The organism is Arthrobacter sp. AIWTK1, from assembly GCF_056680535.1.
This window is the reverse complement of the sequence record NZ_CM155287.1, coordinates 4,205,072-4,228,880: the sequence shown is the minus strand read 5'-3', so window position 1 is coordinate 4,228,880 and position 23,809 is coordinate 4,205,072. Positions and strand designations below refer to the sequence as shown.

The window sequence follows — 23,809 nt, the reverse complement described above, 5'->3', positions numbered from 1 at the left end:
CAAGATCGTCGGGCCGGATTGCCGGCACGCACCCCAGGCCGTGTTGTTCAGGATGACCCCGAACAACGCGGCCCGGGGTGTTTAATGGCAGGCACCATCCATGACGACTGATCAGGCTCCCGCCGTGCAACGAAGCGCCCCTGCCGCCGCCCCCGAGACGGCCGGCATCCTCCACCGCCACTACCTGCTGGTAACGGCCGGCGCGTGCGCCCTGGTGTTCCTGGCTGCCTTCGAGTCCCTGGCCGTGACCACCATCATGCCGCTGGTCAGCCGCGAGCTGGACGGCGCCGCCTTGTACGCCCTGGCCTTCGCCGGGCCCCTCGCGACCGGTGTGATCGGCATGGTGGCGTCCGGCAACTGGTCCGACCGCCGTGGACCGGTGGGTCCGCTGTACGCCTCCGTGGCCCTGTTCGTGCTGGGGCTGCTGATCGCCGGAACGGCAGGAAGCATGCTTGCCCTGGTGGGCGGACGGCTGGTGCAGGGCCTGGGCGGCGGAGCCATGACCGTGGCCCTGTACGTTGTGGTGGCGCGGGTATACCCGCCGGCGCTGCACCCGAAGATTTTCGCCGCGTTTTCCGCGGCCTGGGTGGTTCCGTCCCTGGTGGGCCCGTTCGCGGCCGGAATTGTGGCCCAGGCGGCAAGCTGGCACTGGGTGTTCCTGGGCGTGGTGGGCCTGGTGGTGCCGGCGCTCCTGATGATTGTTCCCGCGCTGCGCGGGCTGCACCATGACCCTGCCAATGCCACCCCTGCCGAAGCCGGCACACCGGAGGGAACCAGTGGCCCGCAGCGGTGGTCCTACGGCCGGCTCGCGTGGGCCGCCCTGGCGGCGCTGGCCGTTTTGGGCCTGAACCTGTCGGCGCAGGTCCCGGGAGCCGGAGCTTACCTGGCGGCGGCCGCCGTCGTGATTGCACTGGTGGCGGTACGCCCGCTGGTGCCCCGCGGCACCCTGCTTGCCCGGCGGGGGCTGCCGAGCGTCATCCTGGCCCGGGGGCTGGTCTCCGCCGCGTTCTTTGGAGCGGAGGTCTACCTTCCGTACCTGCTGGTGGAGCGGTACTCCTTTTCGCCGACGTTCGCCGGCCTGACCCTTACCGGCGGCGCCCTCGCGTGGGCCGGAGCGTCCGCGGTCCAGGGCCGGCTGGGCGGCAGGCTCAGCCATGTCCGCGCCATGAAGATCGGGTCAGCGATGGTGCTTGCCGCCGTCGTCGTTGCCCTGGTGACCACGCTCCTGGGCTGGCCCGCCGCCGTCGCGCTTGCCGGCTGGATTTCCGCCGGCGGCGGCATGGGACTGATGTATCCGCGCCTGAGCGTCATGACCCTGGCCATGTCCACGCCGGACACTGAGGGGTTCAACAGCTCGGCCATGTCCATTGCCGACTCCCTCGGCGGAGCTTTGGCCCTGGCCACCACCGGGATCGTGTTCGGTGCGTTGTCGGCAGCTAACACGGCAACGACGACGGCGGGCGGGGTTTCGGGCATCTCCTTCGCAGGAGTCTTCGCCCTCACGGCCGCCATCGCCGTCGTCGCTGTGGTTGTTTCGCCGCGGGTTGCGGGGCGTAAAAGGTCTTAGCTCAGGGCGTTGACTTTTGCCTTGTCCGAATCCGACTCGGCCTGCCACTCCACGATCCGGGCCTGCTGGAGCGGCGTCTTGCGGTTGAAGTACCAGGCGGCGCCCAGGATCAGGAACCACAGGGGAGCCACCACCAAGGCAAGCCGGGTGTCCTCAGCCTGGGCAAGGGCCACGAGCATGAACACAAAGAACGCCAGCACCACGTACGGCATGAAGGCGCCGCCAGGCATCTTGAAGGCGGACGCGGCGTGGAGTTCGGGCCGGCGGCGGCGGAACATGATGTAGCTGACCAGGATCATGGACCAGACGAACATGGTTAGCACGGAGGCAACCGAGGTGACCACCGTGAACGCACCGATGACGGAGTCACCCGAGTAGAGCAGCACCAGGCCGGCTAGCAGGAAGATGCAGGAGAACAGCAGGGCGTTCTGCGGAACCTTGCGGATGCTCAGCTTGCCGAAGGCCTTCGGGGCGTTGCCGTCCTGGGCCAGGCCGTAGACCATGCGCGAAGTGGAGTAGATGCCGGAGTTGGCACTGGAAGCCGCCGAGGTGAGGACCACCAGGTTGATGACCACGGCCGCGATGCCCAGGCCGGCCAGAGTGAACATACCGATGAACGGGCTGCTGGCGGCGTCGATGGTCCGCCACGGGTTGACCGCCATGATGACCACCAGGGCGCCCACGTAGAAGAGCAGGACGCGGATGGGGATGGAGTTGATGGCCCGCGGAAGGTTCTTCTCCGGGTCCTTGGTTTCAGCTGCCGCCGTGCCCACCAGTTCAATGCCGGCGAAGGCGAAGATGGCGATCTGGAAGCCGAGGATGAAACCGAACATGCCGTGCGGGAACATGCCGCCGTCGTTCCAGATGTTGGCGAGGCTGGCCACCGCGCCGTTGGGGGAGGTGAAGTTCGTGGCGATCATCACGATGCCCGTGCCGATCAGCGCCAGGATGGCAACCACCTTGATGATCGCGAACCAGAATTCGGCTTCACCGAAGGCCTTGACCGTGGGAAGGTTCAGCAGGATCAGCACCACCGGGGTGATGAGCGCGGGGATCCACAGCGGCGTGCCGGGTGCCAGCTTGTCCACATAGCCGGCAATTGCCACGATGTCCGCCACTCCGGTGACAACCCAGAAGAACCAGTAGGACCAGCCGGTGAAGAACCCGGCCCACGGGCCCAGCAGGTCTCCGGCAAAGTCGCTGAAGGACTTGTAATTCAAGTTGGAGAGCAGGATTTCGCCCATGGCGCGCATCACGAAGAACAGCATGGAGCCGATGATCATGTAGACGAAGATGACGGACGGGCCGGCGAGGGAGATCGTCTTGCCGGAGCCCATGAACAATCCGGTGCCGATGGCGCCGCCAATGGCCAGCAGCTGGATGTGGCGGTTGCCCAATGCCCGGGCGAGGTGCGGTTCTTTGCTGTGGCCTCCGCTGGCGGGTTCTGTTGCAGTGTTCCTGGCAACCGTGGTGGTGCGTTCAGACATCAGTGCTTCTTTCCTTGTCTCAGACGAACTGCGTCGCAGGCGGACTGCCGTGGGGCAGGGTGCTGCGCCGCCGTCCGCACGGAGCCGCCACAGGTGTGACGTAGGTAACAGTTGGGGTGCGGATTAAGACTAGGGCCGGCTGGAAGCCCCTCCGGCGCATGGGTGCCCCCGGTGCTGCGGGGCGGGACCCCGGGCTTTCGGGGGCGGGAAGCTCCGGCCGGCCGACGGCTCACACGGCGGGAAAGGGCGTGCCCCGGCGCGGTGGCGGGCTGTCCGGCGATGGCGGGGCCTCCCTGTCGTCGTCTCCCGGGGACGCGGAAAGGCCGCAGTCCGTGGCGCTTGAGGCTCGACAAACGTCGAGCCTCAAGGCATCAACTGTAGTCCGTTGTTGGGCGTAACACTGATGGGGAGGCGTGGGCTGCGGGGGAGCGGCTACCGGGGCATCGGCAGGGGACCGGAGATTGCGGCGACCTGCACGTCCACGGTGACGGTCAGCGGATCGAGGTGCCGGCGGACGGCTGCCGCCACGTCCCGGCAGACGTCCGGAGCCCGGTGCGCGGAGCTGACGCCGATCCGGGTCCTGACCTCCGCCGTCGTGCCGGGCGCCTCCGCGCCTGGCAGTGCCCCGAGCGCCTCCGCCGTCGTGCCGAGCGCCTCCGCGCATGGCAGTGCCCCGGTCGCCTCCGCGCCTGGCAGGACCAGGACGGGCGGGAGCTGAACGCCGGTAACTGCGCTCAGCGCTGCACCGGCAATGTTCTGCCACGCCGGGCGGGCAGGATATACGGCGGTGACGCCGTCCACGGAACGGATGACCTCATAGAGTTCGTCGGCCGCGGGCAGGGGCTGGTTCATGGCTGGGGCTCCTCCGGGGTGGGCGGCGTGGCCGGACGCGGCTGCAGGACGTCAGAAACCGCCAGGTCGATCGCCGCGACGTTCAGTTCCGTGTGGCGGGCGAGTGCGGCGGCGAGGTGTTCACGCAGTTCGTCGGCCCTTCCGAGCATGGGGTGGCCGTAGAGCACAGCCAGCTGGACCTCCACTGTCACCGGAGCGCCGGGAACTGTGACATCCCCGCGGATCCGGCACTTGCCCACGGCAATCCCTGCGATCGAGTCTCCCACTGCGCGGACCAGCGCCGTAATGGCGCCCTCTGTTTCGGACAGGGTGTCCCCGGGGTGCTCCGGCCGCAGCGGAATGGTGCGGCCGGGACGCACCTCAAGGCGCAGGTTGTCCAGGATCGCCTGCATCCAGTCGTCCGTCCCCTTGCCCGCAGCCGCGATTTCCTCGCCGAGGAATTCGGTGCCCAGGACTTTGAGGTTGCGAAGGGAGGCGAGTGCCGCTTGGCAGTCCGGGCATTCCGCCAGGTGCTGGGGATCGGGGATGTCACCGGTGTCCAGGTAGGTGCTGAGCTCTTCGAGGCTGTGCCCGCATTCGAGGTTCCTGTCCGGGATGCTCATCGCCACTCCTCCATTTCGCGGGCCAGCGTGACCCGCGCCCGCGCCAGCCGGCCACGGACGCTGTCTGAACTGATGTTCAAGGCAGACGCGATCTCCTCATAGCTCTGGTCGCCGAACTCCTTCAGGACCCAGCAGCGGCGCTGCTCTTCCGGGAGCCGGGCCAGTGCTGCCCTCAGGGCGGCTACCCGGGATCCGTTGACTGCCGCCGATTCGGGATTGTGGTGGTTGCCTGCGCCATCGGCTGCCGCTTCAGGTTCCGCGTCCAGCTCCGGGTGGACCTTCCGCCGCCGCAGATGGTCGATGCTGCGGTTTCCCGTGATCCGCAGCAGCCAGCCCTTCACCGCTCCGTTGTCCCGCAGCGTGTCCAGCTGCTTCCACGCCTGCATCAGCGACTCCTGGACCACGTCATCGGCGTCCGCGTATGACCCGGTGATCCGGCGGGCGCATGCCCGCATCTGGGGCCCGTACCGGCGGGCCAGGGCTTCAAAAGCGGCGGTGTCCCCGTCAGAGGCGCGCCCGGCAAGGATGGCGTCCGGAACGAGTTCCAGGCCATGCGGCACGGATGTTGGACCGTCCAATTGATTCTGCTTTCCTCTCCGGCGCGGCGGGTTTGAGGCGGGGTGGCTCTCACCAGGGGTTTGGCCGTTTCGCTTAGCCCTTGCCGAGGCCGTCCTTGAGCTGCTGTGCCGCTGCCTTGATGCTCCCGCCGATGTCGGCTGCTGCGTCCTTGGCGGCTTCGGCGGCCTCGCCGAGCTTCGCCCGGGCCTGGTCCGCCTGGCCTTCGCGCTGCAGGTCCTCGTTGCCGGTCAGCCGGCCGGCCTGCTCCTTGGCACCGCCGAGGTGGTTGATGACGGTGTTGCGGCCTTTGCCTTCGAGTCCCATGGGATGTCCTTTCGTGATGGTTCCGGTATGTTCCCGGTGCCGGGTGATCTTCGGTTCAAGTGGTGGTGCGGGTGTGGCTGTCAGCGGGCGCGGTCGGGCCGGGCCAGGCGCGTCCTGGTCCCGGCAGTGATTCGAACCAGGACGGGAAACGGATGGCCCAGCAACCGGTCCAGTCCGGAGACGAGCTGTTCGACGGTGTCCGCGAGCTCCCGAGGACAGGCGCCATGGCGGGCCTGGATGCTGATTCTTACCGCGGGTTGCTTCCCGGCGCCGCCCCGGATCCGCCACGCTGTGACGGATACGGCCAGCACCAGGCGGTTGCCCGCCAATGCTTCGGTGACCAGCCCGGATACCAGGCCCGTTTCCACGGTGGTGGTTCCCTGGCCGGCGTCGGGCGTTTCCGCCACAACATTGGTGCGGCCGCCGCCCTGGGAGGCCAGCCAGCCGACCATCAGTGCCACCCCCAGCAGCAGGACGCCGACGGCGGCAATCGTCCACCAGCTGGTGATGCCGTCCGGCAGCGGGGCGGACGCCAGGAGATCGCGGGTCCGGCCCCAGGCGTCCCGCCCGGTCGCAGCCCAGTGCGCGGCAACTCCGGGAAGGGTCCCGGCAGCCACGCCGAGGGCACCGGCCGCGAGCAGCATCAGTCCGGTCAGCGCGAGGAGGAAGCGGTTCAGGCCGCGGTGTGTTCCGCTCATTGGCCGACCACCCCCTTGGTGGAGACGCGGATGTTGCTCCGCATCCGGCGGGGCAGCACGTACGTACCGATTTCGACGTCGACCGCCGCTTTGACGGCGTCAGCGTCGACCGGGATGCCCGACGTCGGGTGGACGGTGACGTTCACGGTCCGGCTGCCGACGGTGGTGGAGACCTGGCCCGGTGCGACGCCCGCTTGCCGGCGCGCGGCCCGGGATATCGCCGCGGCGATGACTTCGTGGTCCGCGACGATGGCTGCCCGGTCGCTGCCAAGCGCGTGACGCGGCCGCCGTCCGGGTGCGACAGCAAGCGCCAGGAATAACAGTCCGGCAAGGCCGAGCCCGGCGCCGGCGGCAGTCAGCAGGGACGGGGCCGCGGAGTCCGCGGTGCCAGCGAGCCATCTTCCCGCATCCGGCGGCCGCACGATAAGGGGCTGCTGCCCCACCGCGGACAGGGCGGTTTCGAGTGCCAGCCACAGCAGGAGCCCGGCGGCAGCGGTTGCCGTGGCTGCGGAAGCGGCGGCGCGCGAGGAATGCATTTCCCGGCGGACCGTCCGGCTGATGTGGAGTTTTCCGCTCATGGCAGCGCCTTTCCGCCGGCCCGGTGGGAATCCGTCAGCCGGATGTCCACGCGGCGGACTGCCGTTCCGGTGACCGCACCGGTGTGCTTGATGATGGCTGCCCTGGCCGTGTCCGACTGTTCAAACACGGTGGGCATAGCGGGCTCAGCACGTTCGTCCGCGGCAGGGTCCGCTGCCACCAGGTCCAGGAGGGGCGGCACGGGCAGCGGAACCGCCACCGTGATGGCGAGCAGACCGCCGTCGTCCCGCAGCTTTGCCTTGACAGTGCCGGGCGGAAGTCCGAAGGCCTGCGCGGCGACAGCCTCAACGGCCTGCGTCAGCGCCCTGGACGTGATCCTGGTGTGGCCCGTCCGCGACTGCCGGGGGTGCGTTCCCTGGGACTGCGTTCCCCGGGGCTGCGTTCCCTGGGGGCGCGTCAGTCCGGCGCTCACAACGATGAGCGCTTGCCGCGCAGGGCGTCCAGGACTCCGTGCAGGTCCAGCCTGCCTTCCGCAGCACGCCCCGCGGCCGCGCCCGCACTCATCAGGAGGGCTGTGAGGAGGAAGCCCCAGAAGCCGAAGGCCAGGGCCACCACCGCGAGGACGGCTCCGATGGCGGCTCCGGCGACTGCGGGGCTCAAGCTACCCGCGATTCGCGGCGGTCGGCGGGGTCATCCTGGTCGTCGTCGTCGGACGGGACGTGGATGTCCGTGATGGTGACGTTGACCTCGGTGACCTCCATGCCGACGAGGTCCTCGATGGCGGTGTAGACGGCGTCGCGGGCATCAACTGCCACCTTCTGCAAAGCGTGCGGGTACTCCGCCACCAGCGTCACGTCCACAGCCACCTGCGTCTGGCCCACTTCCACGTTGACGCCCTGGGTGAGGTCCTTCTGGCCCACGCGCTCGCGCAGGGATCCGATGGCACGGGCCGCGCCGCCGCCGAGGGCATAGACGCCGTCGATCTCCTGGATGGCGATGCCCGCGATCTTGGCCACTACGCCGTCGGCAACCGTGGTGGCGCCGCGGCCGTCCTTGCCGGCGTTCTTGAGCTGCGTGGCGGGAGCTGCCGGTGCGGCGGGGGCCTGGGGCTTGGTCAGATCGGCGGGGGTCTTGGCCTGGGTCTGGGTCGTCACAACAATCACTCCTGGTCATCTGATGCAGGCACCGCGGTGGTGCCGACATCAGTAAGACGCAACCCGTACGGCAATCCTCACGCGGGACTTTGTATGAGCCGCCTCACACTTGAGGCGGGCGTGGCCGTGCCGGGGCCGCACCGAACACGGGACCGAGTCGTGCGGATGCTAGACTGGTGGAACTTGATGTGCAGTGATGCCCACTTTGATTCGGTTCATCAACCGGATTCCCCGAAGGATTTGTCCGGCAGGGAGTGGGTTTTTTTCATGTGAGAGGCACATCCTGCGTCGATGAACGCGTTCTATTTGGTCCCGGCCGCCGCTACCGCAAGGTTTGCAGCAGCCCGGTTGATCACCTGACTTTTCTTCGGCGAACCCCTGGGCCAACCGGCACCGGGGGCCGATATCCGCACGGATACCGCCTGAAAGACCTTTGAAACACATGACTACTTTTGCTGCCCTCGGCACGCCCAAAGAACTTGCCGACACCCTCACCGCCCAGGGAATCACCGAGCCGTTCCCCATCCAGGTCAAGACCCTCCCGGACACCCTGGCCGGACGCGACGTCCTGGGCCGCGGCCGCACCGGCTCCGGCAAGACCATCGCCTTCGCCATCCCGCTTGTAGCACGACTCGCTGAGCGGGAAGCCAAGCACTTCCGCAAGCCCGGCCGCCCGATGGGCCTGGTCCTTGCGCCGACCCGCGAGCTGGCCACCCAGATCAACGCCACCATCGAGCCGATGGCCAAGGCCATGGGCCTGAACACCACCGTGGTCTACGGCGGCATCTCCCAGGCCCGCCAGGAGAAGGCGCTGCGCGCCGGCGTCGACATCGTCATCGCCTGCCCGGGCCGCCTGGAGGACCTGATCCGCCAGCGCATCCTGACCCTCGAAGCCGTCGAGGTCACCGTGCTCGATGAGGCCGACCACATGGCCGACCTCGGCTTCCTTCCGGTGGTCAAGAAGCTCATGGACATGACTCCCAGCCAGGGCCAGCGCCTGCTCTTCTCCGCAACCCTGGACAACGGCGTGGACAAGATCGTCCAGCGCTACCTGTCCAACCCGCTGACCCACTCCGTGGACGATCCGCAGGCCGCGGTGACCACCATGGAACACCACGTGCTCGTCGTCAACGACCAGACCGTCAAGAAGCAGCTGATCGTTGAGCTCGCCTCGGGTGCCGGCCGCCGCGTGCTCTTCATGCGCACCAAACACCACGCCCGCAAGCTTGCCAAGACCCTGACCGACGCCGGCATCCCCGCCGTCGACCTGCACGGCAACCTCTCGCAGAACGCCCGTGACCGCAACCTCGCCGAGTTCTCCTCCGGCGACGTCCGCGTCCTGGTGGCCACCGACGTCGCCGCCCGCGGCGTCCACGTGGACGACGTCGAACTGGTGATCCACGTCGACCCGCCCACGGAGCACAAGGCGTACCTGCACCGCTCAGGCCGTACGGCCCGCGCAGGTTCCGACGGCACCGTGGTCACGCTGACCCTTCCGGAGCAGCAGTCCGACGTCAAGAAGCTCATGAAGGCTGCCGGCGTAGAGGTCAACTTCGAGCGCGTCACCGCCAACTCACCGCTGGTCGCCGAACTGGTGGGCGAAATGGCCGACAAGATCGACCCGCGCACCCGCGCCGCACTGCTCGCCGCCAAGGCCGCGCAGCACGGCGGCGGCACGTCCACCGGTGCCAACGCCGAGCGCAAGCGCGCCCGCCGCCAGGCTGCACCCACTACGGGTGGCCGCGGCGGACGTGGCGGACGCGGACGGGTTTCGGCCGAGGCTCCGCGCACGGATCTTCCGCGTTCCGAGCGCCGCGCCGTGGCCTATGAAGGCCAGGCCGCTGCCCGCAACGCCGCTGAGCGCGTGGCGGAGAAGAACCAGGACCGCGCCGATGCCGAGCGCGCCGAGCGCCGCAACGCCCGGGGCCGCGGCCGCGCCACAGCCTACTCGCACCACAACGATGTTCCCGCGGCAGGTGGCCGTGCATCGGCCGGCCGCGGATCTGACGCACGTACGTCCGACAGCCGTGGCGATGCCCGCGGCGGCGCAACCCGCACCAGTGCACCGCGCAGCGGGGCACCCCGCAGCGGTGGTGCGCCCCGCACCGGCGGCGCAACCGGCGGCCAGCGGAGCGGACGTCCGGCAACGGGCCAGCGCGCCGCTGCCGGCAGCAAGTCCGGCGGCAACGCTGCGGTCTGGTCCTCCAACACGGGCGGAACCTCGGGCGGATCCTACTCCGGCGGCGGCAACGGCCGCTCCGGCGAAGGCCGTCCGGCACGCAGCGGCGGACCCCGCCGCGCGTCGGCTCCGGCGTCGAACGAACGCCGCAGCCGCTAAAAAGCCCGCTTAACCACCATCGAGTGCTCCGCAACCGGCACCCTAGCCTCGCAAGCTCGGCCAGGGGACCCTGCCGGCGTGGGCCCCCGCAACCGCCGTTTAGAAGGTTCATAACGGCGTTTCTGGAGCACTCGATGAGGTTTTTTGGTCCTACCAGCCGCGGGCGCGCCACTCCTCAAGGTGCGGGCGCTCCGCGCCGAGGGTGGTGGGCTTCCCGTGGCCCGGGTGCACCACGGTGTCATCCGGATACACGTCGAACAGCCGCTCGCTCACATCTGTGATGAGCTGGTTGAAGCGTTCCGGATCGTTCTGGGTGTTGCCCACGCCTCCCGGGAACAGCGAGTCGCCGGAGAAGATGTGCGCAGGCCCTTCGGGGCCCTGGTACACCAGCGCCACCGACCCCGGCGTGTGTCCCCGAAGGTGCACCGCCGTCACGTCGAACCCGTCGAAGTTGCCGACGTCGCCGTGATCCAGCAGCACATCCACCTTCACCGGCAGTTCCGGGGCGTCATCCGTCCCGGCCGCGGTCTTCACTCCGGTGGCCGCCACCAGGCCCGGCAGCGCACGGACATGGTCCCAGTGCTGGTGGGTGGTGGCAATCAGTGCCAGCTTTGGCGCCGCGGAGGTATCCGCGGCGGCATCGGCAAGCAGCCGCTGGATGGCGGCCAGATCATCGGCCGCATCGATCAGGAGCTGCGCGCCGGAAGCCTTGGCCGTGAGCAGATAAACGTTGTTGTCCATCTCGCTGACAGAAATCCGGCGGATGGTGATGTCACGCAGGTCGTGAATGAGGGAATCCATGGGCTTCAGTCTACGGAAACACTATTCGCGGCCCTGGGACACCCACGTGGGGTCCGCAGAGCGGGAGCCGACGACGGCGTCCGCGGCGGCGTCGAGCTTCTCCAGTTGCGCACTGGTGAAGTTGAGCGACAGTGCACCCAGGTTCTCGTCGATCCGTTCCGCCTTGCGCGTGCCCGGGATGGGAACCACGGGCAGGCCAAGCTTTTTGCCTTGGGCAAACAGCCAGGCCAGAGCTACCTGGGCAGGAGTCGCCGGCTCGCCGGCGACGGTGAGCTCGGCTGCGACCGCCTGAACCGCGGCCACCACCCCCTGGTTGGCATCCGCCGCATCCGCGGCGAAGCGGGGGATGTTGCGGCGGAAGTCGCCGCTCCCGAGCTTCGAAGCGTCCACTGTGCCGGTGAGGAATCCCCGGCCCAGCGGCGAATAAGGCACAAACCCCACCCCGAGCGCGGCCGCCGCAGGAACAACGTTGCGTTCCACATCGCGGCTCCAGATGGACCATTCACTCTGGACCGCAGCGATCGGGTGGACGCTGCTGGCTTCCCGCAACTCCTCGGCCGTCACTTCCGACAGGCCGAGGTGCCGCACCTTGCCTTGCTGCACCAGCGCCGCCATGGCCTCCACGGTTTCCACAATCGGAACGCGGAGGTCGCGGCGGTGCATGTAGTACAGGTCAATGGTGTCGGTGCCCAGCCGGCGGAGGCTGGCTTCCACCGCCTGCCGGATGTAGGGGCCGTCGCCCCGGATGTCGGTGTAGCCCTTGCTGGGCGTGCCCACCAGTCCGAACTTGGTGGCCAGTTGTACGTCGTCCCGGCGCTCCTTGAGCAGCTGCGAAATCAGTTCCTCGTTGCTGCCGCCGCCGTAGATGTCCGCCGTGTCGATGAAGCTGACGCCCGCATCCACCGCATGGTGCAGGGTCCGCAGGGCCTCGCCCTGGTCCACTTCGCCATAGACCGGGGTGAGGGCCATGCCGCCGAACCCCAGGGGGCTGACGTTCAGGCCGTCGCCGAGGTGGACTGATGCTGCGGATGCCGTTGCCATGGGAGTCTCCATTTCGCTGCTTTGTGTATTCCGGGAAGTGCCGTCCTAGCCATGAACTCCAGCGGGAAGGCCGGTATTCCTGGGCCCATTTCCTAGGACCAGGGGATGATCCGGTCTGCGGCCGGGCGGGTGGCTTCGATCAGCCGCGCGTTGGCTTCGTCGGAGCCGGCGGCCCATTGCTCCGCGGCCGGCCGGTCCATGCCGAAGTGCACATGCCGGTCCACCAGCCGTTCGAGGCGAAGTCCCGGGGGAGTATCCATGAACCAGACCTCGTCCAGCTGCGCGCGGACCCGCCGCCACACCGGGTGGTCCGCCAGCAGGTAGTTCCCTTCGGTGATCACCAGCGGCACATCGGCCTGAACAGCGATGGAGGCCGCCACCGGCTCGTCGATTTCCCGCCGGAAATCCGGTGCGTAGACCACCGGCTCATCCCGCCGCGCGAGCCGCTGCAGCAGCGAAAGGTAACCGCCGGCGTCGAACGTGTCTATCGCCCCCTTGCGCTGCCGCAGCGGCGTGCCGTCGATGATCGCGTTGCCCAGGTGGAAGCCGTCCATCGGCACCACCACGGCCAGTTCCGGGCCGAAGAGCGTGTGCAGGGCGGCCGCAAAGGTCGATTTACCGGACCCCGGCGCGCCCGTGATGCCGAGCAGCGTCCGGTTCCCGGACGCCAGGCGGCTGCGCAGGTCCGCCACGGCCGCCGCCACCTCGGGATGCCGGAGCGCGGCGGCGTCCGGCTGCGGGGCAGGGCTCGGGTCCACCGGTGAAGTTGCCATGGCCACCAGCCTAATCCGGTGCTGGTCCTCACCCGTTTCGCGTCGCCCTGCCCGTTGCTTACTTGGCCTGGAATACCGCCACGGTGCGGGCGGGGACGGTGAAGGTCCCCGACTGCGCGTCATATGCGGCGGCCTTGACCACGGAATCGACGCCGCCTGCCTGCACCGGGTGCAGGGCATAGGCGGAACCTGCCGTGCCGGACACGGTCTGGCTGGTGGCCTCATCCGAGGCGTTGAACACCACCACAAGTCCGCGCAGGTTCTTGTCCACGTCCGTGCCGACGGAGTCGTCAATGCGCATCACCACAACGCCCGGCGTCTGTGCCGGGCCGCCTGCCGGGAAAGACACCTTCTGCTGGACCAGCCCGGCGTCTCCCAGGTGGAACAACGGCGTGCTCTTGCGGATCTGCAGCAGCTCCTCGGCCCGTTGACGGGCTTCTGCCATGTCCGTGGAAGCCGGCTTCTGGGCCGGATCTGCCAGCAGCGGGCGCATGTAGCCGTACTTGTCCTCGTTGTCAGGCTTTGGCGGCAGGCCGCGGCCGAAGCCGTTGGTGGCATCCGTATGGTCCAGGACGTTGAACCAATCGCCGGAATCGTAGCTGTTCCTGTCCAGGGACTTGCTGCGCAGCGATTCGCCGCCCGCGTGCCAGAAGGAGATCCCCTGGCCGAAGGCCGTGGTGCTGAGCGCGAGGGTCTGCATCCGTGTGCGGGCGGCCATGACAGTGTCCTGCGGCAACTTCAGGGCGAGGGCGTCGAACAGCGTCTCATTGTCGTGGGCCTCCACATAGGTGACGGCTTCCTGCGGATCGCTGGTGTACCCGGCCGGGGCGCCGTTGTACGGCACGTCCGAACCCTTGACGGTGGCGCCGGTGCGGTCAACGAAGGAGTAGTCCTTCAGGTTGCCGGTCAGGCCCACCTTCACCAGGTCCTGGGCGAGGAGAAGGGCGGCTTTCTGCTGTTCGGGGGTGCCGTTGGCCGGGGAATTGTTGGGATCCGTGAACAGGCCGGAGGCAAACCCCTGGACCCGCGGGTCGGGGTCGAACGGGCCTCCGCCGCGGACGGCGTCGCGCAGGCGGTCGTTGAACGTGCCGATGCCGGTCCCGGCCATGTTCGCCTGGGTGGCCTGGACGAACCGGGCGTTGTTGGCCACCTCGCCGAAGTTCCAGCCCTCGCCGTACAGGGTGATGTTCTTGCCGTCCACGCCGTCCTTGGGCAGCGTCAGCTTGTCGAGGGCTGCCCTCACGTCCAGCATGTTCTGCTTTGAGTGGTGCCCCATGAGGTCGAAGCGGAAACCGTCCAGCTTGTAGGTTTTGGCCAGCGTCACCAGCGAGTCGACCATAAGCTTGCCCATCATGGTGTTCTCGGTGGCGGTGTTGGCGCAGCACGTGGATGTCTCCAGGGATCCGGTGACGGCGTTCAGCCGGTGGTAGTAGCCCGGGACGATCCGGTCGAGGTTGTTGCTCCCGGACTGGCCGGCGCTGGACGTGTGGTTGTAGACAACGTCCTGGATCACCCGCGCGCCGGTGGTGTTCAGGGCGGCCACCATCCCGCGGAATTCCGTGATCCTGGTGGGTCCGTCCGGGTTGGTGGAGTAGGAGCCTTCCGGGGTTGTGTAGTGCAGGGGATCGTAACCCCAGTTGAAGCCGTCCCTGGCTGCAGTCCCGGCCACGCAGGCCTGCTGTTCTTCCGAGTCGGCGGGAAGGGCGGCGAGGTCACAGAGCGGTTCGCGCTGCTCGCTGCGGCGCTCCTCGATGGTGCCGATGTCGTTGACGGGCAGCAGGTGGACCGCGTTCATCCCGGCGTCCGCCAGTTCCTTGATGCGCTTCATGCCGTTGCTGCCGGTGTCCGTGAACGCTTTGTAGGTGCCGCGGTGCTCGGCCGGAACGGAGTCGTCGGTGATGGAAAAGTCGCGCACGTGCAGTTCGTAGAGGGAGAGGTCCTCCGGTTTGCTGAGCGCGGGCTTCTGAAGTTTGGCCCAGCCGGCCGGCGCCAGCGACTTGTCATCCAGATCCACGAAGAGGCTGCGTTCGGAGTTGGCGGAAAGGCCAACGCTGTAGGGGTCCGTGACCAGGTTCCGCTCAACCTTGCCGGTTTCCGGGACGAACACCTCCACTTCGTACAGGTAGTAGGCGCCGTTCCAGTCCTTGTCCCCGGCGACGGACCACACACCGTCCCTGGCGGGCTTCATGGGCGTGCTGGCCACGGGTTGGCCGCCGCTACCTGAGGCGTAGGTGTGGACGGTGACGCTGCGGGCCGTGGGTGCCCACAGCGAAAGCTCGGGCCGCTTGCCCTTCCAGGTCAGGCCGAGTTCCTGCTTTCGCGGCTCCGGGGTAGAGCGAGTCCAGGACACCGGGGACCTGGACCCCGGTGGTGGCTGTGACCTTGCCGTCCGGGCCGATCGCGGCCACCAGCAGCTGGCCTTTGAGCAGTTCCCTGGCCTGGCGTGCGCCGGCTTCCGTCAACCGCAGGGAGGCAAGGCCCGCCAGGTGCGGATACTTGGCCGCGAGGCCGGCATCCAACCCCGTGGCCTCGAGTTCGAGGGGAAGGGCGGAACCGCCGGTGACCTGTCCGTCTGCAAGCGCCAGGCCGCCGTCGGGGGCGCTGTAGAGCCGGTAGCTCGTACCCTCGGCTACGGGGGCCTTCCAGGCGAAGGTGTCCGCTGTCAGCCAGTGCGCCCCGGCGTCCGCGCCCGGCGCGTCCGGGACGTCGTCAGAGAGGGCGTGGGTGGCGTGATCGTAGGTGAACGTCACCGGTCCTCCCGGCGCGTTGAGGACGATGTCGCCGCCACCGGCCACTCCTCCTGCGCCGTAGTTCTCGTCCCACGAATTGTTGAGGGCGACCTTCATGGCGTAGGTGCCGGCGGGGACATCAAAGGTGGCCCGGAAGAGGGTTGCCGACCCTTCCACCGGCAGCAGCCTGCTGGCGGTGCACTCGGGCTGCCAGTCGCCCGGGCAGCCGACTTCGGACTGCAGCGATCCGACGAGCGCCACCGCCCCCGGAGTGGCGGTGTGGTCCGCAAACGCGGGGAGGGCGAGGCCGCCGAGGGTGAGGGGGGTGACGCAGGCTGCGGCCAGCGCCGCCAGGAGTTTCCTGCTGAGGGCGGGCGGGGACCCGGGCGGGCGGGAGTGGCGAATCATGGGAGACCTTCCTTGGCAATGCCCCAGAACGGCATCGGCGGTGAGCGGGGATACCGATGAGCCTAGGGACCGCTTGTGACGCACGTCAACCATTTACGGAAAATTTTGCGTCCTGTTTTCATGAAAAGTGACGTGCTATTTACGTAGACTGGGAGCACCATGACGTCCGGACGGCTGTTCCGGTGAAGGAGCCATATGAGCACGACAGCGGGCCGCGCGGAACCTGCCTCCCCGGAACCTTCCTCCGCGGAACCTGCCTCCCCGGAGCGGCCGAAGCTGGAGGACCTCGCCCGGAAGGTTGGCGTCAGCATCGCCACCGTGTCCCGCGTGGTCAACGGCCGGAAAGGCGTGTCGCGCGAGGTGCGGCAGGCGGTTCTTGCCGCGATGGACGACCTTGGCTACGAGCGGCCGGACCGTGCCCGGAGCACCACCAAGGGCCAGGTGGGGATCATCGTCCCGGACCTGACCAATCCGATCTTTCCGGCAATCGCGCAGGCTATGGTTTCCCAGCTGTCCCAGGAGGACTTCATCCCGGTGTTGTGCGCCTTGCCGGGCGGGGGACGCTCCGAGGACGAATACATCGAAATGCTCGTGGCGCAGGAGGCGTCCGGGATCATTTTCATCTGCAGCTCGCACGCTGACGGACAGGCCAGCCTGGAGCGCTACCACCGGCTGCGCGGCCGGGGCATCCCGTTCGTCCTGGTCAACGGCGCCCGCCCGGAACTGGCCGCCGCCTCAGTGTCCAATGACGACGCCGCGGCAATCAGCACCGCGGTGCAGCATCTTGCCAGCCTGGGCCACCGGAAGATGGGGCTGGCGATCGGCCCGCACCGCTTCATCCCCAGCAGGCAGAAGCTGGCCGGGTTCCGCTCCGCCCTTGCCGAGTACCTGGGCGCCGAGGACCCGCAACCGCACACGGCCACCAGCATGTTCACCGTGGAAGGCGGCCAGAGCGCGGCGAATGAGCTTTTGGACTCCGGGCACACGGCCATTGTGTGTGCTTCCGATGTCATGGCCCTCGGTGCCATCCGGGCGGCCCGTGCCAGGGGGCTGCGCGTGCCTGATGATGTGTCCATCGTGGGCTTCGACGACTCTCCGCTGATGGCGCTCACCAATCCGCCGCTGACCACGCTCCGGCAGCCTGTGGCCGCAATCGCGCACGCCGCCGTCCATGCCCTGGCGGCCGAAATTGCCGGGGAACATTCCAGCCGCTCGCCGGTGGTCCTGGCGTCCGACCTGGTGGTGCGCGGCTCTACCGGTCCTGCGGCAGCAGCTTCAGCCCCGCCGCGCAGCCCACGATCCCGGCAATGAACAGCAGCTTCAGCGGGCTGGCGGGCTCAACGCCGGTGGCCATGGCCCAGCCCACGGTCAGGGCGGCGCCGATGCCCACCCAGACGGCGTAGGCGGTCCCGAGCGGGATTGACTTCACGGCCACTCCCAGTCCCGCCATGCTCAGTGTTGCGGTAACGGCGAAGACGGCAGTCGGCAGCGCCCGCGAGAATCCGTCGGACAGTCCCAGGGCAGTGGCCCAGACGGCCTCCAGTACGGCGGAAGCGAGGAGGATTAGCCAGGCAATGGCATTCCTGGTCATTACGCCACCACCTTCAGGCCCACCACGCACGCGGCGATACCGGCGAGCAGCAGCAGCCGCGCCGCCGTCGCGCGTTCCACTTTGGTGACCATCGCGTAGGCGGAGGTCAGTACGACGCCGACACCCACCCAGACCGCGTAGGCGGTACCTGTCGGGATGGATTGCATCGCGACGGCGAGGCCGCCGGTGCTGGCGATGACTGATACGAGGAAGACCGCCGCGGGCAGCACACGCCGGCGGCCCGTGGCCTGCGACGTCCGGTGCAGCGCTGCGGCCCACACGGCCTCGAGCGCCCCGGAAAGGATGAGGATTAACCACGACATGACAGATCCTTTGGCCAGTCTTGTCGCGTGCCGGGTACTGAACCGTCGTCCGGAGGTCGGGAGGGAAACCTTGCTCCCAGCGTAGCAACGCCCGACGGCGGGGGACCACCGTTGGTGGCCAAGCTCACCGGGGCTGCGTGGATGGCGCCGCCGTGGGGCCTTGGCTGCTGCCGGTTGCTGCCAGCGGCAGCGGAATCCGTTCCACCACGTGCGGCGCAAGGAGGAGCTGCCTTTCCGGCGGGGCGGGGGCTGCAGGGGCGGCTCCGGCGTCAACTCCGACGGCGTCCGTCGCGGCAAGGGAGCCGCCTCCCGCCAGCTCGTAGGCCAGCACGCGGATGATGTGCCGCGCGGCCTCCTCCACGGGCTGGGCGACGCTGGAGAGTCCCAGCGCGGCAGCCACGGGAGTGTTGTCAAAGCCCACGACGGCGGCCAGGCCGCCTGGGCCATTCAGCCCGGCAGCCTGTCCGGCGACCGGTTCCGCGGCCTGCCCGGAAACGGAACTGCCAGCCCGTAATTCCCGGAGCTTCTCCATGGCGCCCAGGGCCAGTGAGTCGCTGGAACAGACCATGGCCGTGGCTCCCCGTGAGACGAGCAGTGCTGCGCCGGACGCGCCGCCGGCAACGGTGTCCTGCGCTTCCACCCCGAGGCCGCGCACATCCTTGCCGTAGCCTGCCGTAGCCATGGCGCGCTCCCAGCCGCGGCGGCGGTCCGCGCCCACGGCATCACCCGTGAACCAGCCCAGGAATCCGATCCTCGAGTGGCCCTGGGCCAGCAGCATCTCTACGGCCGCCGTCGTCCCGGCAGCCCCGTCCACATCCACCCACGGGTGGGCTGCCGCGGCCGGGTGCCCGGCGGCGTCCCAGGGCCGGCCGAAAACGGCGAAGGGCGTGCCGCGTTCCTGCAGCCACCGTGTCCGTGCGTCGTTTGGGGTGCTGGAGGTGAGGATGAATCCGTCCAGCCCGGCGACGTCCAGAAGTTCCTCGTACTGGCGGATTTCGTCGCCGTCCGAGTCGGCGCAGAACAGCGTGAGCCGGTAGCCGGCCGACTGGGCTGCTTCCGTGAGCGCGTGCAGGAAGCGGTCCAGGACGGCGCCGTTGATGCCGTCCGTGGCGGGAAGGAGCCGCATGCCGAGGTTCATGGAGCGCTGGGTGCGCAGTTGGCGGGCGGCCGCACTGGGCCGGTAGCCGGCCGCGGCGATGGCCGCCTGGACGCGCGCCCGGGTGGCGGGCTTGACCTTGTGCGGCGCATTCAGCACGTTGGAGATGGTCTGCCGTGACACGGCAAGTTCGCTGGCCAGGCTGGCGAGGGTGGGCCGGGACAAGCGGGAACTCCTTAGGGCGAGGGTATTGGGCGGTTGGCATGCAGGCAGTGGCCGGCGGGCGTCCCGGCAAGGCCGCGGCATGGCGGACTTTTCCCTCACAGACTAACGTGTGAGACGATTTAACCGCACAAATTTGATCGATCAAATTTTCCGCGCCCAGGTTCACGCCCGGTACTGCGGACACCAGCCTCCGCACCCACATCCAGCAGCACAGGAGTTGTTTCACCGTGGCCTCTGAACAGCCATACCTGCACAATCTCTCCGGCGTTTTCAGCGCCCCCATCCAGGCATGGTCCGACGCCCATGGCCAGATCCGTCACGCCGGCGCGCAGGGGATCTACTGTGGCGATGACCGCGTGCTCAAAACCGCAGTCCTCACGGTGGACGGGCGGGAACCGGAGTGGGTGTCCACGCAGCTGCGTTCCTCCAAGGAAACCGACTACATCTACTTTGTGCGTGCCGACGCCGAAGTAGCGGACCCCCTGCTCTCCCTGGTGCGCACGCGCACAGCAGATTCCGGCCGCATCCGTCCCGGCGGGGACACCGAAACCCTCACCGGTTGCTCCGGCCGGGTGGCTGAGACGTTGCGCCTTGAATCGGCCATGCGGGAGCCGGTGTCGCTGACGGTCCGGCTGACCCTTGGCGCGGACAACACCACGATGGAGACCATCAAGCAGGGTATGCGTGGCGACGCCCCGGTGGAGCCGCAGGGGACCACCTGGTCCTGGCGGGACAAGGACACCACCCTGGCTCTCACGGCGGACAACGGAACCGTCAGCATCCATGGCAGCACGGTGACCATCGACTGGGCCGTTGAGGTGCTTCCCGGAGTGCCCGTGGAGCTGGCCTGGGCGGTGGACCTGACGGACGAGGATTCCCCGATGCTCGCCGCGGACGGGGAGCCCATCGTTGCTCCGGCCTCAAACGATCCCCGGCTCAACCGTCTCCTGGAACGGTCCGTCAGCGACCTCAACAGCCTGCGCCTGGCCCACCACTCACATCCGCATGACACGTTCCTGGCGGCCGGCGCCCCGTGGTTCTTCACCATGTTCGGCCGCGATTCCATCATCGCGGCGCGCATGCTGCTGCCCATCAACACGGACATTGCCGGCGGAACGCTCCGCGCGCTCGCCGGCAGGCAGGGCACGGAGACGGACCACACCACGGCCGTCCAGCCGGGCAAGATCCTGCACGAGGTCCGCCGGACCGTCCTGACCATGGCCGAGAGCGGGCAGGCACTGCGCCTGCCGCCGGTGTACTACGGCACCATCGACGCCACCCCGCTCTGGATCTGCCTCCTGCATGATGCCTGGAAAGCCGGCATGCCGGATGCCGAGGTGGAGGAACTCCTGCCCAACCTCCAGGACGCCCTCGAATGGCTCAGGGACCACGGCGACCTCGACGGCGACGGCTTCCTGGAATACCTTGACGCCTCCGGCCAGGGCCTGGTGAACCAGGGCTGGAAGGACTCCGGCGACGCCATCCGCTGGCACGACGGTTCGCTGGCGAAGGGGCCGATTGCGCTGGCCGAGGTCCAGGCTTACGCCTACGAGGCCGCTGTGGTGGGCGCCGAGATCCTGGACGCCTTCGGGCGACCGGGGGCACAGGAATGGCGTGACTACGCGGCCGGCATGGCCGAGCGCTTCCGGGCGCAGTTCTGGTGCCAAGACGAGCTGGGTCCCTACCCCGCGCTCGCCCTGGATGCCGACAAGCGCCCGGTGGACGGCGTGACCTCCAACATGGGGCACCTGCTCGGCACCGGAATCCTCAACAAAGAGGAACAGCGGATTGTGGTGCGCAGGGTCATGGACCCCACCATGTTCTCCGGCTACGGCGTCCGGACCCTGTCCACCACCAACGGGGGCTACTGGCCCACCCGGTACCACGCCGGCGCGGTCTGGAGCCACGACACGGCCCTGATCATCAACGGAATGCTGGCGGACGGCTTCCCGGATGAAGCCGCGCAGCTCGCCGCCGGACTGCTGCACGTGGCCGAAGCCAACGACTGGCGGCTGCCGGAGCTCTTCGGCGGACACGGCTCGGACACCATGCGCACCCCCGTGCCGTTCCCCGCGAGCTGCCGTCCGCAGGCGTGGGCCTCGGCCAGTTCGGTGGTGATAGCCGCTGCGCTCGCCCCGAACGGACAGCCGGCGCAGCGCGAGGACCTGCAGGCGTCGGCCGCCAGCCTGTAACCCGGTCTAGCCGGTCACCCGGTCGATCGACACGACGGCCAGGAAGCCGCGGCCCAGGATTTCCGGCGTACCGGAGTCGGAACCGACGACGGCGTCATAGCGGCCCAGCGTTTCCGGCTCGCCGGAAGCTTCAGCTGCTTCCGGTGCTTCGCCGTCGTCGGGCGCGTCCCCGCCGCCGGCGGTGCCGGGGGTGACCGTGGCCTGGCCCTGCAGCAGGATGCCCAGCTGGCCTTCGAAGACGGGGTGGGCGCGCTTCTTGGAGAGTTCGATGATGGACGTGTACCCCTTGAAGGCACCGTTCCGGGTAATCACGTTGAGGTCGCGGATGTCGCCCGTGGGCAGTGCGCTGGCCGTGTCGGCGTCGCCGGAAAACCGGAACGGCCGGTACTTCTCCAGCGGGTGTTCGGCGCCGTCAACCGTCAGCAGGAGGAGTTCGCCTTCGATCACGGTGAGCACGCGGTCCATGCCGGGAAAAACGGAGAACGCGCCGGCCTTGGACACCTCGGCGATGCTCACCCGCCAGTCCCACGCGCCGTCCTGGGCGGAGGCAGCCTTCGGATGGCTGGCCAGTTCGCGGGTGACCCCGCCCTTGTTGCGCCACGGTTCGGCCCTGAGTTCTGCATAGCGGATGATCTCCATCCGCCCAGCCTAGCGGCCTGACGCCGGGCCGCGGCGGCGGTGACGTCGGGGAAGCGGTGTCCGTGAGGACTCTTGGGCTTGCTAACGTCAGGTGGAGGAAATACGGCAGGAGGAGCCAAGGATGTTCGTCAAGGTATGTGGGCTGAGTACGCCGGAGTCAGTCCGGGAAGCGGCCGGCGCCGGTGCGGACGCCGTCGGCTTTGTCCTGACCAAGAGCCCGCGCGAGGTCACGCCTGCCCGCGCGCGGGAGCTCCTTGCCGAGGTTCCGGCCGGCACCCCGGCAGTGGGCGTGTTCCGCCACGAGGCGGTGGCGGATGCTATCGCCGTCGCCCGTGACGCCGGCCTGGACTGGATCCAGCTCCACGGGGACCGCACCCCGCAGGACGTCACAGCAGCGCACGACGCCGGCATGAAGGTGATCCGGGCCGTCACCATGGGTGCCTCCCCGGAAGCATTCGGCAGCTGGGGCGAGGAACTGCTGCTGATCGACGCCGCCGTTCCGGGCTCCGGCGAGGCCTGGGACTACGCCTCGGTACAGGCCAAAGGGCTGGCCGGCCGGAACTGGCTGCTGGCAGGGGGCCTCGACCCCGCTAACGTCGCCCGGGCCGCGAAGGAAGCCGGTGCGTGGGGAGTGGATGTCTCCTCCGGCGTCGAAAGCTCCCGCGGAGTAAAGGACCTGGCGAAGATCAGGGCGTTCGTGCTGGCAGCGAAGGCGTAACACCCTTCCACCGGAATGCACGGCTTCAGCCGGAATGGATGGCGCGCGGTTCTTGTTGCCGCAGGCATGAAGCGCATCGGATTTCTTTCCTTCGGCCACTGGGGCAACGTTGAAGGGTCCCGGACCCGCACGGCCCGGGACGCCCTGCTGCAGGGCATCGACCTGGCGGTGGCAGCTGAGGAACTGGGGATCGACGGCGCTTATTTCCGCGTGCACCACTTTGCCCGCCAGCATGCGTCCCCGTTTCCGCTGCTGGCCGCCATCGCCGCCCGCACCAGCAGGATCGAAATGGGCACCGGCGTGATCGACATGCGGTACGAGAACCCGCTGTACATGGCGGAGGAAGCATCCGCCACGGACCTGATCAGCGGCGGGAGGCTGCAGCTTGGCGTCAGCCGCGGTTCACCCGAACCGGCCCGGGACGGCGCCGCCGTGTTCGGCCATGTTCCGGCCGACGGCGAGAGCCCGGCGGATATGGCCCGCCGGCACACCGCCTTGTTCCGCCACGCCATTACCGGCGCCGGAGTGGCTGAATCGGATCCCCGCTATGGCGGCGGACCCGGCAAGCTGCCGGTCCAGCCGAACTCGCCGGATCTTGCCCGCCGGATCTGGTGGGGTGCCGGATCCCGCGCCACTGCGGTGTGGACCGCTGAACAGGGCATGAACCTGATGAGCTCCACCCTGCTGACCGAAGACACCGGTGTGCCGTTCGACGAGCTGCAGGCGGAGCAGATCAGCATGTTCCGCAGGGCCTGGGCCGACGCCGGCCACCAGCACACGCCGCGGGTTTCGGTCAGCCGCAGCGTCCTGCCCATCGTCGACGACGAGGACCGCCGGTACTTCGGGCTCAGCGCCCTGCGGGAGAAGCGGGACCAGGTGGGAATCATCGACGGGCTGGTGGCACGGTTCGGGAAGAGCTACGTGGGCGAGCCGGAGGCGATCGCCGAGGAACTGGCGGCAGACGCCGCGGTGCAGGCTGCCGATACCCTGCTCCTCACCGTCCCCAACCAGTTGGGCGTGGACTTCAACGCCAAACTCCTGGGTAACATTGCCCGCCACATCGCCCCGGCCATCGGCTGGCAGCCGAAGTGGGCTGCGTCTGCGGCTACAGCCCCGGCTGAGGTGCCGGGTGCGGAGGCTAGCCGTGGCTGAGGGT

25 protein-coding genes and 1 riboswitch are annotated in these 23,809 nt (G+C 68.6%); of the genes, 6 read left to right on the top strand and 19 right to left on the bottom strand.

All coding sequences use genetic code 11. The features are described from left to right. The first annotated feature begins 100 nt into the window (after positions 1-100). Positions 101-1,567: an MFS transporter gene (locus AC1MDG_RS19375; RefSeq protein WP_479806127.1), complete on the top strand. Its 1,467-nt coding sequence runs from the start codon at positions 101-103 to the stop codon at positions 1,565-1,567. Here the strand turns inward: AC1MDG_RS19375 and AC1MDG_RS19370 are convergent. The 10 genes from AC1MDG_RS19370 to AC1MDG_RS19325 all read right to left on the bottom strand — a co-directional run bounded on the left by AC1MDG_RS19370 (position 1,564) and on the right by AC1MDG_RS19325 (position 7,785). Next, positions 1,564-3,054 (bottom strand): amino acid permease, encoded by a 1,491-nt coding sequence (locus AC1MDG_RS19370; protein WP_043484654.1) that lies wholly within the window; start codon positions 3,052-3,054, stop codon positions 1,564-1,566. The two genes, AC1MDG_RS19375 and AC1MDG_RS19370, sit on opposite strands and share 4 nt — an antisense overlap. Positions 3,055-3,486: 432 nt before the next feature. Beyond that, entirely contained in the window at positions 3,487-3,906 is a 420-nt protein-coding gene (locus tag AC1MDG_RS19365) for a hypothetical protein (RefSeq protein ID WP_479806126.1), read from the bottom strand. Further along, the gene (locus AC1MDG_RS19360) at positions 3,903-4,508 is read right to left on the bottom strand and encodes an Asp23/Gls24 family envelope stress response protein (RefSeq protein ID WP_479806125.1); all 606 of its coding nucleotides are present in this window, start codon (positions 4,506-4,508) and stop codon (positions 3,903-3,905) included. The genes AC1MDG_RS19365 and AC1MDG_RS19360 overlap by 4 nt, the downstream gene beginning before the upstream one ends. Next, positions 4,505-5,086, bottom strand: a complete 582-nt coding sequence (locus AC1MDG_RS19355) for an RNA polymerase sigma factor (RefSeq protein WP_479806124.1) — start codon at positions 5,084-5,086, stop codon at positions 4,505-4,507. The genes AC1MDG_RS19360 and AC1MDG_RS19355 overlap by 4 nt, the downstream gene beginning before the upstream one ends. A gap of 73 nt (positions 5,087-5,159) precedes the next feature. Then, on the bottom strand, positions 5,160-5,390 hold the full coding sequence (locus AC1MDG_RS19350; RefSeq protein ID WP_479806123.1) for a CsbD family protein: 231 nt from the start codon (positions 5,388-5,390) through the stop codon (positions 5,160-5,162). Positions 5,391-5,470: 80 nt separating this feature from the next. Further along, entirely contained in the window at positions 5,471-6,088 is a 618-nt protein-coding gene (locus AC1MDG_RS19345) for a hypothetical protein (RefSeq protein WP_479806122.1), read from the bottom strand. Then, positions 6,085-6,666, bottom strand: coding sequence for a hypothetical protein (locus tag AC1MDG_RS19340; protein WP_479806121.1), 582 nt, complete (start codon positions 6,664-6,666; stop codon positions 6,085-6,087). The genes AC1MDG_RS19345 and AC1MDG_RS19340 overlap by 4 nt, the downstream gene beginning before the upstream one ends. After that, positions 6,663-7,097 carry a hypothetical protein gene (locus AC1MDG_RS19335; protein WP_479806120.1) on the bottom strand — a complete coding sequence of 145 codons (435 nt, stop codon included), beginning with the start codon at positions 7,095-7,097 and terminating at the stop codon, positions 6,663-6,665. Before AC1MDG_RS19335 ends, AC1MDG_RS19340 begins: the two co-directional genes overlap by 4 nt. Beyond that, complete coding sequence (locus AC1MDG_RS19330; protein ID WP_479806119.1) at positions 7,094-7,285, bottom strand: DUF2273 domain-containing protein; 192 nt, start codon at positions 7,283-7,285, stop codon at positions 7,094-7,096. Before AC1MDG_RS19330 ends, AC1MDG_RS19335 begins: the two co-directional genes overlap by 4 nt. Then, complete coding sequence (locus AC1MDG_RS19325) at positions 7,282-7,785, bottom strand: Asp23/Gls24 family envelope stress response protein (RefSeq protein WP_479809146.1); 504 nt, start codon at positions 7,783-7,785, stop codon at positions 7,282-7,284. Before AC1MDG_RS19325 ends, AC1MDG_RS19330 begins: the two co-directional genes overlap by 4 nt. Positions 7,786-8,221: 436 nt before the next feature. Here AC1MDG_RS19325 and AC1MDG_RS19320 point away from each other — a divergent pair, with 436 nt between their 5' ends. Continuing rightward, positions 8,222-10,117 carry a DEAD/DEAH box helicase gene (locus AC1MDG_RS19320; protein ID WP_479806118.1) on the top strand — a complete coding sequence of 632 codons (1,896 nt, stop codon included), beginning with the start codon at positions 8,222-8,224 and terminating at the stop codon, positions 10,115-10,117. Between the two features lie 150 nt (positions 10,118-10,267). Here AC1MDG_RS19320 and AC1MDG_RS19315 read toward each other — a convergent pair whose 3' ends face one another. The 5 genes from AC1MDG_RS19315 to AC1MDG_RS19295 form a co-directional block, all read right to left on the bottom strand. Further along, positions 10,268-10,918: an MBL fold metallo-hydrolase gene (locus AC1MDG_RS19315; RefSeq protein ID WP_479806117.1), complete on the bottom strand. Its 651-nt coding sequence runs from the start codon at positions 10,916-10,918 to the stop codon at positions 10,268-10,270. Positions 10,919-10,939: 21 nt separating this feature from the next. After that, complete coding sequence (locus AC1MDG_RS19310) at positions 10,940-11,959, bottom strand: aldo/keto reductase (protein WP_479806116.1); 1,020 nt, start codon at positions 11,957-11,959, stop codon at positions 10,940-10,942. 92 nt (positions 11,960-12,051) lie between these two features. Beyond that, positions 12,052-12,651 (bottom strand): nucleoside/nucleotide kinase family protein, encoded by a 600-nt coding sequence (locus AC1MDG_RS19305; protein ID WP_479809145.1) that lies wholly within the window; start codon positions 12,649-12,651, stop codon positions 12,052-12,054. Positions 12,652-12,790: 139 nt separating this feature from the next. Continuing rightward, positions 12,791-15,001 carry a pullulanase-type alpha-1,6-glucosidase gene (gene pulA / locus AC1MDG_RS19300; RefSeq protein ID WP_479809144.1) on the bottom strand — a complete coding sequence of 737 codons (2,211 nt, stop codon included), beginning with the start codon at positions 14,999-15,001 and terminating at the stop codon, positions 12,791-12,793. Beyond that, positions 14,949-15,869: a pullulanase X25 domain-containing protein gene (locus AC1MDG_RS19295; RefSeq protein ID WP_479806115.1), complete on the bottom strand. Its 921-nt coding sequence runs from the start codon at positions 15,867-15,869 to the stop codon at positions 14,949-14,951. The genes pulA and AC1MDG_RS19295 overlap by 53 nt, the downstream gene beginning before the upstream one ends. Positions 15,870-16,064: 195 nt before the next feature. On the opposite strand from AC1MDG_RS19295, the gene AC1MDG_RS19290 reads away from it, so the two are divergent. Then, positions 16,065-17,180 carry a LacI family DNA-binding transcriptional regulator gene (locus AC1MDG_RS19290; protein ID WP_479806114.1) on the top strand — a complete coding sequence of 372 codons (1,116 nt, stop codon included), beginning with the start codon at positions 16,065-16,067 and terminating at the stop codon, positions 17,178-17,180. On the opposite strand, the gene AC1MDG_RS19285 is transcribed toward AC1MDG_RS19290, so the two are convergent. From AC1MDG_RS19285 to AC1MDG_RS19275, 3 genes are all read right to left on the bottom strand, one after another. After that, positions 17,122-17,460, bottom strand: a complete 339-nt coding sequence (locus AC1MDG_RS19285) for a DMT family transporter (RefSeq protein WP_479806113.1) — start codon at positions 17,458-17,460, stop codon at positions 17,122-17,124. The genes AC1MDG_RS19290 and AC1MDG_RS19285 overlap by 59 nt on opposite strands. Then, entirely contained in the window at positions 17,460-17,783 is a 324-nt protein-coding gene (locus tag AC1MDG_RS19280; protein ID WP_479806112.1) for a DMT family transporter, read from the bottom strand. Before AC1MDG_RS19280 ends, AC1MDG_RS19285 begins: the two co-directional genes overlap by 1 nt. A gap of 9 nt (positions 17,784-17,792) precedes the next feature. After that, a riboswitch (guanidine-III (ykkC-III) riboswitch) is annotated at positions 17,793-17,857 on the bottom strand. Between the two features lie 50 nt (positions 17,858-17,907). Next, positions 17,908-19,104: a LacI family DNA-binding transcriptional regulator gene (locus tag AC1MDG_RS19275; RefSeq protein WP_479806111.1), complete on the bottom strand. Its 1,197-nt coding sequence runs from the start codon at positions 19,102-19,104 to the stop codon at positions 17,908-17,910. Positions 19,105-19,331: 227 nt separating this feature from the next. Between AC1MDG_RS19275 and AC1MDG_RS19270 the strand changes: the two genes are divergently transcribed. Then, positions 19,332-21,296: a glycogen debranching N-terminal domain-containing protein gene (locus AC1MDG_RS19270; protein WP_479806110.1), complete on the top strand. Its 1,965-nt coding sequence runs from the start codon at positions 19,332-19,334 to the stop codon at positions 21,294-21,296. 6 nt (positions 21,297-21,302) lie between these two features. On the opposite strand, the gene AC1MDG_RS19265 is transcribed toward AC1MDG_RS19270, so the two are convergent. After that, positions 21,303-21,935 (bottom strand): HutD/Ves family protein, encoded by a 633-nt coding sequence (locus AC1MDG_RS19265; protein ID WP_479806109.1) that lies wholly within the window; start codon positions 21,933-21,935, stop codon positions 21,303-21,305. Positions 21,936-22,056: 121 nt separating this feature from the next. On the opposite strand from AC1MDG_RS19265, the gene AC1MDG_RS19260 reads away from it, so the two are divergent. Further along, positions 22,057-22,653 (top strand): phosphoribosylanthranilate isomerase, encoded by a 597-nt coding sequence (locus AC1MDG_RS19260; RefSeq protein ID WP_479806108.1) that lies wholly within the window; start codon positions 22,057-22,059, stop codon positions 22,651-22,653. Positions 22,654-22,719: 66 nt separating this feature from the next. After that, positions 22,720-23,805, top strand: coding sequence for an LLM class flavin-dependent oxidoreductase (locus tag AC1MDG_RS19255; RefSeq protein ID WP_479806107.1), 1,086 nt, complete (start codon positions 22,720-22,722; stop codon positions 23,803-23,805). The last annotated feature ends 4 nt before the right edge of the window (positions 23,806-23,809 follow it).

Coding starts and splice junctions, on each gene's coding strand:
- AC1MDG_RS19255 (WP_479806107.1), top strand. CDS start 22,720: ATGAAGCGCATCGGATTTCTTTCCTTCGGCCACTGGGGCAACGTTGAA.
- AC1MDG_RS19340 (WP_479806121.1), bottom strand. CDS start 6,666: ATGAGCGGAAAACTCCACATCAGCCGGACGGTCCGCCGGGAAATGCAT.
- AC1MDG_RS19370 (WP_043484654.1), bottom strand. CDS start 3,054: ATGTCTGAACGCACCACCACGGTTGCCAGGAACACTGCAACAGAACCC.
- AC1MDG_RS19260 (WP_479806108.1), top strand. CDS start 22,057: ATGTTCGTCAAGGTATGTGGGCTGAGTACGCCGGAGTCAGTCCGGGAA.
- AC1MDG_RS19360 (WP_479806125.1), bottom strand. CDS start 4,508: ATGAGCATCCCGGACAGGAACCTCGAATGCGGGCACAGCCTCGAAGAG.
- AC1MDG_RS19350 (WP_479806123.1), bottom strand. CDS start 5,390: ATGGGACTCGAAGGCAAAGGCCGCAACACCGTCATCAACCACCTCGGC.
- AC1MDG_RS19295 (WP_479806115.1), bottom strand. CDS start 15,869: ATGATTCGCCACTCCCGCCCGCCCGGGTCCCCGCCCGCCCTCAGCAGG.
- AC1MDG_RS19320 (WP_479806118.1), top strand. CDS start 8,222: ATGACTACTTTTGCTGCCCTCGGCACGCCCAAAGAACTTGCCGACACC.
- AC1MDG_RS19280 (WP_479806112.1), bottom strand. CDS start 17,783: ATGTCGTGGTTAATCCTCATCCTTTCCGGGGCGCTCGAGGCCGTGTGG.
- AC1MDG_RS19315 (WP_479806117.1), bottom strand. CDS start 10,918: ATGGATTCCCTCATTCACGACCTGCGTGACATCACCATCCGCCGGATT.
- AC1MDG_RS19310 (WP_479806116.1), bottom strand. CDS start 11,959: ATGGCAACGGCATCCGCAGCATCAGTCCACCTCGGCGACGGCCTGAAC.
- AC1MDG_RS19265 (WP_479806109.1), bottom strand. CDS start 21,935: ATGGAGATCATCCGCTATGCAGAACTCAGGGCCGAACCGTGGCGCAAC.
- AC1MDG_RS19375 (WP_479806127.1), top strand. CDS start 101: ATGACGACTGATCAGGCTCCCGCCGTGCAACGAAGCGCCCCTGCCGCC.
- AC1MDG_RS19290 (WP_479806114.1), top strand. CDS start 16,065: ATGAGCACGACAGCGGGCCGCGCGGAACCTGCCTCCCCGGAACCTTCC.
- AC1MDG_RS19285 (WP_479806113.1), bottom strand. CDS start 17,460: ATGACCAGGAATGCCATTGCCTGGCTAATCCTCCTCGCTTCCGCCGTA.
- AC1MDG_RS19365 (WP_479806126.1), bottom strand. CDS start 3,906: ATGAACCAGCCCCTGCCCGCGGCCGACGAACTCTATGAGGTCATCCGT.
- AC1MDG_RS19345 (WP_479806122.1), bottom strand. CDS start 6,088: ATGAGCGGAACACACCGCGGCCTGAACCGCTTCCTCCTCGCGCTGACC.